The sequence below is a fragment of the Pseudomonas sp. Tul2A7 genome (assembly GCF_054790505.1).
Window position 1 is genome coordinate 5351477 of record NZ_CP186499.1, and the last position, 11625, is coordinate 5363101.

10 protein-coding genes are annotated in these 11625 nt (G+C 60.4%); 8 read left to right on the forward strand and 2 right to left on the reverse strand.

Features of this window, described 5'->3' with window-relative positions:
• Position 1: 1 nt before the first annotated feature.
• The 7 genes from ACOYXJ_RS23935 to ACOYXJ_RS23965 are packed head-to-tail and all read left to right on the forward strand — an operon-like array spanning position 2 to position 8741.
• Positions 2 to 2476 carry an efflux RND transporter permease subunit gene (locus tag ACOYXJ_RS23935; protein ID WP_460371844.1) on the forward strand — a complete coding sequence of 825 codons (2475 nt, stop codon included), beginning with the start codon at positions 2 to 4 and terminating at the stop codon, positions 2474 to 2476.
• Positions 2466 to 3713 carry an MFS transporter gene (locus ACOYXJ_RS23940; RefSeq protein WP_460371846.1) on the forward strand — a complete coding sequence of 416 codons (1248 nt, stop codon included), beginning with the start codon at positions 2466 to 2468 and terminating at the stop codon, positions 3711 to 3713. Before ACOYXJ_RS23935 ends, ACOYXJ_RS23940 begins: the two co-directional genes overlap by 11 nt.
• A gap of 13 nt (positions 3714 to 3726) precedes the next feature.
• Positions 3727 to 4308 (forward strand): cupin domain-containing protein, encoded by a 582-nt coding sequence (locus tag ACOYXJ_RS23945; protein WP_460371848.1) that lies wholly within the window; start codon positions 3727 to 3729, stop codon positions 4306 to 4308.
• A complete protein-coding gene (locus ACOYXJ_RS23950; RefSeq protein WP_460371849.1) occupies positions 4305 to 5288 on the forward strand; it encodes a fumarylacetoacetate hydrolase family protein in 984 nt (327 codons plus the stop codon). The genes ACOYXJ_RS23945 and ACOYXJ_RS23950 overlap by 4 nt, the downstream gene beginning before the upstream one ends.
• 9 nt (positions 5289 to 5297) lie before the next feature.
• The gene (locus tag ACOYXJ_RS23955) at positions 5298 to 6299 is read left to right on the forward strand and encodes an NAD-dependent epimerase/dehydratase family protein (RefSeq protein WP_460371850.1); all 1002 of its coding nucleotides are present in this window, start codon (positions 5298 to 5300) and stop codon (positions 6297 to 6299) included.
• Positions 6277 to 7071, forward strand: a complete 795-nt coding sequence (locus ACOYXJ_RS23960; RefSeq protein WP_110718488.1) for a cyclase family protein — start codon at positions 6277 to 6279, stop codon at positions 7069 to 7071. Before ACOYXJ_RS23955 ends, ACOYXJ_RS23960 begins: the two co-directional genes overlap by 23 nt.
• Before the next feature lie 38 nt (positions 7072 to 7109).
• Positions 7110 to 8741: an arylsulfatase gene (locus tag ACOYXJ_RS23965; RefSeq protein ID WP_460371852.1), complete on the forward strand. Its 1632-nt coding sequence runs from the start codon at positions 7110 to 7112 to the stop codon at positions 8739 to 8741.
• A 59-nt stretch (positions 8742 to 8800) separates the two neighbouring features.
• On the opposite strand, the gene ACOYXJ_RS23970 is transcribed toward ACOYXJ_RS23965, so the two are convergent.
• Both ACOYXJ_RS23970 and ACOYXJ_RS23975 read right to left on the reverse strand, forming a co-directional pair.
• Positions 8801 to 9874, reverse strand: coding sequence for a Rieske 2Fe-2S domain-containing protein (locus tag ACOYXJ_RS23970; protein WP_460371854.1), 1074 nt, complete (start codon positions 9872 to 9874; stop codon positions 8801 to 8803).
• Between the two features lie 36 nt (positions 9875 to 9910).
• A complete protein-coding gene (locus ACOYXJ_RS23975; RefSeq protein WP_460373021.1) occupies positions 9911 to 10864 on the reverse strand; it encodes a PDR/VanB family oxidoreductase in 954 nt (317 codons plus the stop codon).
• Between the two features lie 284 nt (positions 10865 to 11148).
• On the opposite strand from ACOYXJ_RS23975, the gene ACOYXJ_RS23980 reads away from it, so the two are divergent.
• Positions 11149 to 11619, forward strand: coding sequence for a MarR family winged helix-turn-helix transcriptional regulator (locus tag ACOYXJ_RS23980; protein WP_460371856.1), 471 nt, complete (start codon positions 11149 to 11151; stop codon positions 11617 to 11619).
• The last annotated feature ends 6 nt before the right edge of the window (positions 11620 to 11625 follow it).

The window sequence follows — 11625 nt, forward strand, 5'->3', positions numbered from 1 at the left end:
TATGAAACCATTCGACAACGCCACGGCCAGCCTGGCGAGTTTCGACCCGCGCTCCGGCTCGGTCGTGGAACGCACTTTGTTCAATCACCGGTTGTGGGTGTTGCTGGTGTGCCTGGTGACCACGCTTTTCTTGGGCTATCAGGCCACGCGCGTCGAGCTGAACGCCAGTTTCGAAAAAATGATTCCCACGCAACAACCCTACATCGCCAATTATCTGCAACATCAAAAGCAGCTCAGCGGTCTGGGCAACTCCTTGCGCATTGTCGTCGCCAATCGCCAAGGCGATATCTACGACGCTGAGTATCTGAAAAGCCTACAGGCCTTGAGCGACAAGCTGTACCTGCTGCCTGGCGTCGATCGCGCCTACATGAAGTCGCTGTGGACGCCCGCAACCCGTTGGGTCGCAGTGACTGAAGACGGACTGGATGGCGGCCCGGTGATTCCGGACGATTACGCGGGCACCCCGGCCAGTCTCGAGGCCTTGCGCCGCAACGTGCAGCGCTCCAACGAGCTCGGCCAACTGGTAGCGTTCGATCAAACCTCGAGCATCATTTACGTGCCGTTGCTGGCCACGACTGCTGACGGCCAGGCGCTGAATTACTCGGTGCTGTCGGAGCAACTGGAGGCGCTGCGCAGCGAATACCAGAACGACAGGATCGACATTCACATCACCGGTTTCGCGAAAAAGGTCGGCGACCTGATTGCCGGGCTCAAGCAGATCCTGCTGTTCTTCGCCGTAGCGATTCTGATCACCACCGCCGTGCTGTTCTGGTACACACGCTGCCTGCGCAGCACGTTGCTCGTGGTGTTCTGTTCGCTGGTGGCGGTGGTCTGGCAACTGGGTCTGTTGCCGTTGCTCGACTATCAACTGGATCCGTATTCGGTGCTGGTGCCGTTTCTGGTGTTCGCCATCGGCATGAGCCACGGCGCGCAGAAAATGAACGGCATCATGCAGGACATCGGTCGCGGCATGCACCGGGTGGTGGCCGCGCGCTTCACCTTTCGACGGCTGTTTCTGGCCGGGCTGACGGCATTGCTCTGCGACGCAGTGGGTTTTGCCGTGCTGATGCTGATCAAGATCCAGGTGATTCAGGATCTGGCGGTGATCGCCAGTATCGGTGTGGCGGTGCTGATTTTCACCAATCTGATTCTGCTGCCGGTGTTGCTGTCCTATGTCGGCGTAACGCCGCGTGCGGCGCAATTGAGCCTGAAGAGCGAGCAGAACGATCAGGCCGGCGCGCGGCGTCATGGCTTCTGGCGTTTTCTCGATCTGTTTACCCGACGTCGCTGGGCCAGCCTGTGCATTGCCATCAGCCTGGCGTTGGCGGCATTGGGCTTTGTGGTCAGCCTGCAATTGAAGATCGGTGATCTGGATGCCGGCGCACCGGAGCTGCGGGCCGACTCACGCTACAACCAGGACGATGCGTTTCTGACTCGGCATTACGGCGCCAGCAGTGATTTGTTCGCAGTGATGGTCAAGACCCCGGCCGGGCAATGTGCGCGTTACGACATCCTTGCCAAAGTCGATGCGCTGGACTGGCAACTGCGTGCATTGCCGGGGGTGGATTCGACCAACTCGCTGGCCTTGCTCAACCGGCGCATGCTGGTTGGCCTCAGCGAAGGCAGCGCCAAGTGGTACGAGCTGCAGAACAATCAGGCGATGCTCAACATGATCACCGCCAGTGCGCCACGCGGTTTGTACAACGAAGATTGCAGCCTGCTCACGCTGTACGCCTACCTCACTGACCACAAGGCTGAAACGCTGACGCGACTGGTCGAGCACGTTGAGCAATTCGCCGCCGCCAATAACAACGATGATGTGCAGTTCCTGCTGGCAGCGGGCAATGCCGGCATCGAAGCGGCGACCAATATCGTGGTCAAGCAGGCCAATCGCGAGATGTTGTTCTGGGTCTACGGGGCGGTGATCGTTCTGTGCCTGATCACCTTCCGCTCGTGGCGCGCCACGCTGTGCGCGGTGATTCCACTGATGGTCACCTCGATCCTCTGCGAAGCGTTGATGGTCTGGCTGAACATCGGCGTGAAGGTCGCGACGTTGCCGGTGATCGCGTTGGGTGTCGGCATTGGCGTCGACTATGCGTTGTATGTGATGAGCATCCTGCTCGGTCATCTGCGCCAGGGCGCGAGCCTGTCAGAAGCCTATTACCGCGCATTGGTGTCCACCGGCAAAGTGGTGATGCTCACCGGCATCACGCTCGCCATTGGCGTGGCCACGTGGATCTTCTCGCCGATCAAATTCCAGGCTGACATGGGCGTGCTGCTGGCGTTCATGTTCGTCTGGAACATGGTCGGCGCGCTGCTGCTGTTGCCAGCGCTGGCGTACTTTCTGCTGCCTGCACGGCGCACGAACACCGACGCAGAAACGCCGGCGGAGGCAGTCGATGTGGCCGTGCCGTCGCGAGCCGTGGCGGTAGATGTTGTTCAATCGCGTCATCGGGAGACCTGTCATGGCCGTTGAGTCTTCATTTGAAAACAGCGGCCGCCGCGCCGGTTTGACGCAATCGTTGCTGTTGCTGCTCGGCAGCTGTCTGCCCGTGCTCGGCGCGGTATTGCTCGCACCGGTATTGCCGCGCATGCAGGCCCATTTTGCCGATGTCGCGGGCAGCACGGTGCTGGTGCCGATCGTGCTGACCTTGCCGGCATTGATGATTGCATTGCTGGCGCCGTTTGCCGGGGTCATCGCCGACCGGCTCGGGCGCAAACCGCTGTTGTTGGCGAGCATGGCGCTGTACACGCTCTGCGGTGTGTTGCCGCTGTGGCTGGATTCGCTGCCGGCGATTGTTGCCAGCCGCGCCGGGATCGGTCTGGCGGAGGCGGGGATCATGACCTGCTGCACCACGCTGATGGGCGACTACTACAGCGGCGCTCGCCGTGAACGCCTGTTTGCACTGCAAATGGTCGCGACGTCGCTGTCCGCTGCGGTGTTTATCGCGCTGGGTGGTTTTCTCGGTCAGGACGACTGGCGCACGCCGTTTGCGCTGTACGCGGTCGGGCTGATTTTCCTGCCGCTGATGGCGTGGAAACTCTGGGAACCGCAACCCCGTGTGCAACCGGCAGCAACATTGCCGGTGCCAGTCCCGCGCCTGTTTCCGTGGCGCGCACTGACGCCCCTGTATGCGTTGTCGCTGCTCGCGGGCCTGAGCCTGTTCATCGTGCCGGTGCAGGCCGGCTACTTGCTCAATCTGCTGCACGTGGATGCGCCGCAGCAGATCGGCATGACCATGGGTGCCAATCAACTCGGTGTGCTCGTCGGGGCCTTGAGTTTCCGTTTGTTGAACGGTCTGCGCAGCCAGCATGTGTTGCTGATTGCCTATGGCCTGGCCGGCATCGGCGGGCTGTTGATGGCCGCCGCCGGCAGTCACGCGCAAGTCGTGGTCGCGGTGCTGGTCAACGGTCTGGGCATCGGCCTGATGTTGCCGACGTTGATCACCTGGATCATGGCGCAAGTCGGCTTTGATCAGCGTGGCCGAGCGGCGGGGTGCTTCACCGCAGCGATTTTCGCTGGCGAGTTCATCAGCCCGCTGGTGGTGCTCGCCATCACCGCCGGGGCTTCCACGGCGTTGCCCCAAGCGTTGGCCATGATCGGTTGGCTGCAACTGGTCGTGGCGCTGTTTTGTCTGTCCGTGCCGAGGCTCGGTGGACTGTTGACCCGCAGCCATGTCGGCGGTCACGACTCCATCGGCAACGGCCACTGAACGAGGATTTTCCATGCAAGCGCTTCCCCCTTTCAAACGCGTGGTCACCGGGCATGATGCCCAGGGCCGCGCGGTCGTCGCCAGTCACGGAGCTACTGCCAACGTCTTCGCACTGCAAGCGGTGCCGGGCACGGTGTTTCATGAAATATGGAACAGCAGCGGCAGTCCGGCACTGCTCGACAATGCCGATGATCCAACCAGCAAACCCTTACAACTGAGCCCCGGCCCGCTGGGCAGTGTGATTCGCGTCGTCGATATCCCGCCAGACAGCGTGCAGAACCAGGTCAGCGCTGCCGCTGCTGCGGCCGCATTTGCCGAAATTGGTCAGGCGCATGCCGGCACCGGCCAGGCGAACTCGCGGCACAAACTGATGCACCGCACCGAAACTCTCGATTACGGCATCGTCACCGAAGGCGAAGTCTGGCTGGTGCTCGACGATGAAGAGGTCCACCTCAAACGCGGCGACGTGGTGGTTCAGCGCGGCACCAATCACGCGTGGAGCAACCGTACCGAAGCCATGGCGCGCATGGTGTTTATCCTGCTGGACGGGCGTTTTGCCGCTGAACTGCAAAACTGCGCGGGAGAAAAATCATGAAGCTCGCAACCTTGAAAAACGGCAGCCGTGACGGCCAATTGGTGGTGGTTTCGCGCGACATGGCCCGGGCTTTTGACGCCCGTTCGGTAGCGCCGACCTTGCAGCACGCCATCGAAAATTGGGCTGAAGCCGAGCCGCGTTTGCAAGCCTTGGCGCTTGAGCTTGAAAACCACGATTGCCGCGAGGCCTTTGCCTTCGACCCCGCGCAGGCAATGGCGCCGTTGCCGCGTGCTTATCAATGGTGCGATGGCTCGGCGTTTCTCAGCCACGGCGCACTGATGCAGAAGGCGTTCAACCTCGACCCGATCGAAGGCGCCGACCGTACGCCGTTGATGTACCAGGGCGCCGGTGATGACTTCATCGGCGCACACGATGACATCGAACTGCCGAGCGAAAGCCAGGGCATCGATTTCGAAGGCGAATTTGTCGTGCTGGTCGATGATGTGCCGATGGGCTGTTCGGCCGAGAGCGCGTTGCAGCACATCAAACTGATCCTGCAGATCAACGATGTCAGCCTGCGTGCGCTGGCACCGCGGGAAATGCGCACCGGGTTCGGTTTCCTGCAAGCCAAACCGTCCTCCAGTTTTGCCCCGCTGGCGATTACCCCGGATGAACTCGGCGAAGCCTGGCGCGATGGCCGCGTCAATTTACCCTTGCAAGTGCAGTGGAACGGCGAATGGTTTGGCCAGCCGCACGGCGCGCAGATGAACTTTCACTTTGGCGAGCTGATCGCCCACGCGGCCCTGACCCGTCGCCTGCGTGCCGGCACGCTGATCGGTTCCGGCACGGTGTCGAATGCCGAGCGCGACGTCGGCTCGGCGTGCATCGCCGAACGTCGGGCCATTGAGATGATCGAGCAGGGTGCGCCGGTGACAGGCTTCATGCGTTTCGGAGATCGCGTGCGCATGGACGTCACCGGCAGCGATGGCCGGTCACTGTTCGGTGCGATCGATCAACGCGTCGTCAAGGCCCACGGCTAAGGAACGCCCATGCGTGTACTGATTACCGGAGCCAATGGCTTTGTCGGTCGCGAACTGCTGCGTTGTCTGCTCGCGCGCGGCAGTTTGCGCGGGCAAGTCATTCGTTCGTTGCTGGTGCTGGACACCGATGTCCAAGGCCTGCCAGACGATCCCCGCCTGCGTCGGCACAGCGGCAGCGTGACGGATGCGCCGTTGATGCGCCGTGTCCTGGCCGATGGCATCGATGTGGTATTCCACTTGGTCAGCGTCCCCGGCGGAGCGGCGGAGGCGCATTACGAATTGGGTTATCAGGTCAACCTGCTGGCGAGCCTCGAACTGCTTGATCAACTGCGCAACAAGGCACGTCCACCGGTGCTGGTGTACGCCAGCAGCGTTGCGGTGTACGGCGCTGATCTGCCGGCAAAGATGAACGAGCAGGCTGAACTGCATCCGCAACTGTCGTACGGCACACACAAGGTGATGGTCGAGCGTGCGCTGATCGATCTGGGTCGGCGCGCTGAAGTCGACAGCCGCGCGGTGCGCCTGCCGGGCATAGTCGCACGCCCGCGTGAACCCAACGGTTTGCGCTCGGCCTTTATGAGCGACTTGATGCGTGCCTTTGCCGAGGGCGCTGAGTATTGCTGCCCGGTATCACCGCAAGCAACGGCGTGGTGGATGTCGGCGCGCTGTTGCGTAAACAACCTGATCCACGCCGCCGAGCTGGATGACGCCGTCGCGCAACAGCGGGTCTGGCAACTGCCGGTGCTGCATTTGTCCATCGCCCAGGTCATTGATGCACTGGCGGCAACTTATGGCGAGCAACGCCGTGCGCTGATCAGTTTCGCCGCTGACCTTGACCTCGAAACCCTGTTCGGGCGCATGCCGCCCTTGAAAACCCCGCAGGCCCGCGCTGCCGGCTTCAGCCATGACGGCAACGTCGTCACGCTTATTCGCAACGCCCTCAACCCAGCCCCATATCGGCCTCTGCCGTTGAACGGAGATACGCCTCATGTCACAGCCCATCCAGCGTAAACGTCGTCTGGTCGACCTTTCGGTGACCCTCGATAACAACCCGTACACAGACCCGCCGCCGCTGTTGCCGAAGATCGATTACATGGATCACCAGCAAGGCTGGCCCGAGATGGCCGCGATGTTTCCGGGCTTACAGCTTGAGCAGATGCCCGGCAATGAGTCGTGGGCCGCCGAGCGCTTGCAGATCACCACCCACAGCGGCACCCACATGGACGCGCCGTGGCATTACGCCTCGACCACCGATGGCGGCGAGCCGGCGTTTGGCATTGACGAGTTGCCGCTGGACTGGTGCTTGCAGCCGGGGGTCAAACTGGATTTCCGCCATTTGCCCGACGGGCACGTGGTCACGGCAGAAGAAGTCGAAGCGGAACTGGCGCGTATCGAGCACACGTTGCAACCACTGGATATCGTGCTGATCAACACACGCGCCGGCGCGCTGTTCGGTCAGCCCGGGTATCTCGACGCCGGCATTGGCATGGGACGCGAAGCGACGATGTATCTGCTGGAACGCGGCGTGCGCGTGGTCGGCACTGATGCCTGGAGCTGGGACGCACCCTTCAAATACACCCGTGAACGTTTTGCCGCCAGCGGCGATGCCTCGATCATCTGGGAAGGGCATAAGGCCGGGCGCGATATCGGCTACGGGCAAATGGAAAAACTGGCCAACCTCGAATCCCTGCCAGCAAGTGGCTTCACGGTGTCGTGCTTTCCTTACAAGATCCGGCATGCGTCTGCAGGTTTCGTGCGCGCGGTGGCTATTTTCGAAGAGTGAGTTCCGGACACTCCTTCAACAACAATAAGAGAAAAACGATGGCTCTATCGCGATTACCGCTGACGGCACTTTTTTGCGCCCTGGCAATGGGCGGCGGCGTGGCCATGGCGGCCAGCCAACCGAATATTCTGCTGATTGTGGCGGACGATCTCGGGTACTCGGATCTGGGCAGCTATGGCGGCGAAATTTACACCCCCAGGCTGGATGAACTGGCCCAGCAGGGCGTGCAATTCACCAGCATGTACGCGGCGCCGACCTGTTCCATCACCCGCTCGATGTTGCTGTCCGGCACTGACAATCATCTCGTCGGGCTAGGCACCATGGCCGAAGCAATGCAACCGTTTCAACGGGGTAAACCGGGGTATGAAGGGTACCTGAACGGGCGCGCGTACTCGGTTGCCGAGTTGCTCAAAACGGGCGGCTACAACACGCTGATGGTCGGCAAATGGCACTTGGGGTTGGAAACCGATCAAGGCCCGGATCGGCGCGGTTTTGAACAGTCGTTCGCGCTGCTGGAAGGCGGGGCGACGCACTTCAAACCCGCCAGCGTTGCACCGACGCCATTGGAGCAAGTGCATTACCGTGAAAACGGCCAGCCGGTAGAGGTTCCCGAGACGTTCTATTCCACAGACTTTTACACCGACAAGCTGATTGGCTATCTGCAAAACAGCCAACGTGAAGGCAAACCGTTTTTTGCCTATGCCGCCTACACGTCACCGCACTGGCCGTTGCAAGCGCCCAAGGAATACCTGGACAAATACCGCGGCCGCTTCGATCAGGGCTACGACAGCGTGCGCTCATCGCGCATTGATCGGCTGAAAAAGCTCGGCTTGCTGGACAAGGACTTCCAGCCAGCGCAACCGTTGCCCGTGAACCCACGGCTGCCCGGTTGGCAGCAACTCACGGCTGAGCAGCAGAAAGTCGAAGCGCGGAAAATGGAAATCTACGCGGCAATGGTCGACAACCTCGATCACAACATTGGCCGGGTTATCGACTACCTGCGCCAAAGCGGCCAGTACGACAACACGGTGATCGTGTTCATGTCCGACAACGGCGCAGCGGCGGAAAATCATGCGCAGTTCTATCCGCCCGGGGTGAACACCGATAACAGCCTGGCCAATCTGGGCCAGCGCGGCTCGCAGATCGACTATGGTTTGCGCTGGGCGGAAGTCAGTGCCGCGCCTTTTCACTTGTTCAAGGGCACCACGGCCGAAGGCGGTATCAGTGTGCCGGCGATCATTCAACTGCCCAAGACACTGCGTCGTCAGGGCGTAGAACGGGGCATGGCGCGAGTGGATGATCTGGCGCCGACGTTCCTTGATTTGGCGGGCATCGCCTTGCCGAGCGAAGCGGACAAACACCCGATCACCGGCCGATCCATCCTGCCCATGCTCGAAGGCAAGGGCAGCCCTCACGACGCTGAAAGTCTGGCCGGAGAGTTGTTCGGCAATGCTTATTATCGTGAGGGCAATCTCAAATTGTTGGGCATGCGCCCGCAAACGGGGTTCGGCGACCATGCGCAGCCGCCGCAATGGCAGTTGTTTGATATTGCACAGGACCGTGGTGAAACCCATGATCTCGCGGCTGCTCAGCCGCAGACGGTCGAACGGCTCAAGGCCGCGTGGCTCAAGTATGCCGAGCGGGTCGGCGTAGCGTTTCCGCCGCGCTAGCACGGCAGAGGCTTTGCACACAGTGGACGGCGTTTGCCGCCGCCACTGTTTTGCGGCCATCAAACCGTCGGATTGCGCAGTCGCTCGATGATCCTGCGGGCACGATTGGCTCCGACGTCGACGTGAATATCAATCATCGGGCGCGTACCGAACCGGCACATGTTCTGGTACTGCGCTTCGATCACCACTTTGTCTTCGTCGAAGGTCAATCGCGTCTGATGCAGAACTTTGGCTGTGACGGCCTCGGGATCATGTTCAGGGTTGGTGGCCATGGTCCAGAAATAGTGGCTTGTGGTGTCTGTTTCCGGCGTTACGCCGTGAAAGCCGCGCATATGAAAACCACCCCGATCCGGGTTGTTCAGGTCGTCCGTGCCAGCATCGATCGCGCCGGTCCAGATGCGCAGGTGATTGAAGTGAAATTCGATCTCCTGCCAGCGGTCGATGTTGCCTTTGAACGGGTAGGCCGCGGTGTAGGTCGGCGGCGGAACGGAATCGGGCATGTGGCGAACCACGCGAACCATCGAGTCATCCCCGTCCACGCTCATCTGCGCGTTCATGTGAATGCTGGCGTTGCCGCCAATGGTATGCAAATGGACGTAGCCCAAGTGGCTGAGATCCATAAGGTTGTCGTGGATGAGTTGATAAGGCGCGTCGTAGTGATAGACATCACCGTCGAACAGGTATTTGCCGCTGCTGTGCACGTCGTAGACCGGTGGTGCGAATGTCGGCTCAGGATGCTCGGCGCTGCCGAACCAGATCCAGATGATCTGATCCTGCTCCCGGACAGGGTAAGCAGGGACTTTGGCCTTGCTCGGGATCTTGTCCTGGCCCGGAATTTCGATGCATTTCCCGCCTTCATTGAATAGCAACCCGTGGTAACCGCAGCGCAAACCGCGTGCTTCCACCGTGCCACCGGACAGCGGCAATGCACGATGGCAGCAGCGGTCTTCCAGCGCGGCGACCTGGTTATCCGCCGTGCGAAAAAGCACCACCGGTTTATTCAGCAACGTGCGGCCAAGGGGTTGGGCTTTCAGCTCGCGGCTCAAGGCTGCGACGTACCATTGATCGAGGGGGAAGCTCGGCACAGTGGCCGGGGCAATTTCATGTGCGAGGGGTTGGGCAGCGGTAGTCATGATGTTCTCCGGCGAGCGGTCGATGCTCGGTTCAGGTCAAAGATCCAATACCAGGCGGGGCGATTTGGCACGTGAGCAGCACGGCGTGAAACGGTCATTGGCAGCGTGTTCTGCAGCCGTCATGAACTGGTCACGATGATCGCCAATGCCTTCGAGCAAGCCCGTGACACAGGTGCCGCAGACGCCTTGCTCGCACGATGATTCGATGGCGATCCCGGCCTCATCGAGCACTTCGAAAACAGTGCGATCGGCGGGGATGTAAAAAATCTGTCCTGTGCTTGCCAGCTGAACTTCGAAAGGCGAATCAGCGCTTGCATCGACAGGTGCGGCGGCGAAGAACTCTCTGTGCACGCGATCTTCCGGCCAGCCAGCGGCCTGCGCGGTGTCGAGGATGAAATTCATGAAACCGACCGGGCCGCATACGTAAAGGTGAGTCGTGGTATCTGGCGCGGCGAAGAGGGCGGTTGCATCGAGTTTCTGTTCGGGCGATCCGCTGTCGTCATGCAAGTGCACGTGGCTGGCGAACGGCGCTTGTCGCAGGTATTGGATAAACGCGGCACGCTCGCTGGATCGAAAGCAGTAATGCAGCTCGAAATCCGCACCTTGATGATGAAGTTCATGGGCCATTGCCAGCATCGGCGTAATGCCAATACCACCGCCAAACAGCAGGTGACGCTTCGCTGAATCGGCGAGTGGGAAGAGGTTGCGGGGTTCGCTGATGCTGAGAATTTGTCCCTGGCTGATGGTGTTGTGCATAGCAGTGGAACCACCCCGAGAGGCGGGATCCTTCAGCACACTGATTACGTAGCGATGACGCTCTCGGGAGTCATTGCACAGCGAGTATTGCCGGGTGAGGCCGTCGGCAATGTGGATGTCGATATGGGCACCGGCATTGAACGGTGGCAACGGCTGATCGTCCGCTGCGCACAGCTCGAAACTGCAAATACCCTCGGCCTCGACGACTTTGCGAGTGACGTTGACTTGAAGCATGACTTCTCCCTCCACATTGAAGTGGCTGCTGAAATACGAAAGGGGGGCTTGCGGGTGACGAATCAGCCAGGCAAGAAGAAGTAGAAAGGGTGGGTAATCATGGGCGCCAGGGAAGGGCACAGTTGGGGAGCGTTCATAAGCAAGACCTGTTAATTATTTTTTTGAGGTTGTGCTACGGCGTATCATGCGGCGCATTGTCCGCAATGCCAGGCTGAGTGAATCCTCAGATAATTTAGTTGCGGTGTCAACCAAATTGCAAGATCTTCGATCTACGGTGTTTCTTGATGGCTACCGATACACAACTGAACCTGTCGCGTTATGTACCTGGCCTGGTGACATTCCTGGCGAACAAACTCGCCACCGGGGCTTCCCAGTGCTACCGCAAACACTTCGGCATCGGCGTGGTTGAATGGCGGATGCTTTCAATGCTCGCCGTTGAATCCGACATCACCGCCAATCGAATCTGTCAGGCCATCGGTCTCGACAAGAGCGCTGTCAGCCGTTCGTTGCAGACACTGGAAGCAGCGGGGCGGATCACCAGTCAGCTGGATCCCAAGGATGCACGGCGTTACACCGTGCGATTGACGGCCAGCGGTAAAGAACTGCATGACCGCGTGCTCAAAGTTGCACTCGAGCGAGAAGCGCGTCTGCTCAGCGGACTGACCCCGACTGAGGTCGACACGTTGGTCGACTTGCTTGGGCGCCTGCATCTGCAAGTGCCCAATGTGAACAGTTATGACCCGAGTGAGGAGTGAGTCTCG

What these genes read in the sequence shown, in the direction of transcription:
- ACOYXJ_RS23935 (WP_460371844.1), top strand. Translation starts at nt 2, where the DNA reads ATGAAACCATTCGACAACGCCACGGCCAGCCTGGCGAGTTTCGACCCG.
- ACOYXJ_RS23940 (WP_460371846.1), top strand. Translation starts at nt 2,466, where the DNA reads ATGGCCGTTGAGTCTTCATTTGAAAACAGCGGCCGCCGCGCCGGTTTG.
- ACOYXJ_RS23945 (WP_460371848.1), top strand. Translation starts at nt 3,727, where the DNA reads ATGCAAGCGCTTCCCCCTTTCAAACGCGTGGTCACCGGGCATGATGCC.
- ACOYXJ_RS23950 (WP_460371849.1), top strand. Translation starts at nt 4,305, where the DNA reads ATGAAGCTCGCAACCTTGAAAAACGGCAGCCGTGACGGCCAATTGGTG.
- ACOYXJ_RS23955 (WP_460371850.1), top strand. Translation starts at nt 5,298, where the DNA reads ATGCGTGTACTGATTACCGGAGCCAATGGCTTTGTCGGTCGCGAACTG.
- ACOYXJ_RS23960 (WP_110718488.1), top strand. Translation starts at nt 6,277, where the DNA reads ATGTCACAGCCCATCCAGCGTAAACGTCGTCTGGTCGACCTTTCGGTG.
- ACOYXJ_RS23965 (WP_460371852.1), top strand. Translation starts at nt 7,110, where the DNA reads ATGGCTCTATCGCGATTACCGCTGACGGCACTTTTTTGCGCCCTGGCA.
- ACOYXJ_RS23970 (WP_460371854.1), bottom strand. Translation starts at nt 9,874, where the DNA reads ATGACTACCGCTGCCCAACCCCTCGCACATGAAATTGCCCCGGCCACT.
- ACOYXJ_RS23975 (WP_460373021.1), bottom strand. Translation starts at nt 10,864, where the DNA reads ATGCTTCAAGTCAACGTCACTCGCAAAGTCGTCGAGGCCGAGGGTATT.
- ACOYXJ_RS23980 (WP_460371856.1), top strand. Translation starts at nt 11,149, where the DNA reads ATGGCTACCGATACACAACTGAACCTGTCGCGTTATGTACCTGGCCTG.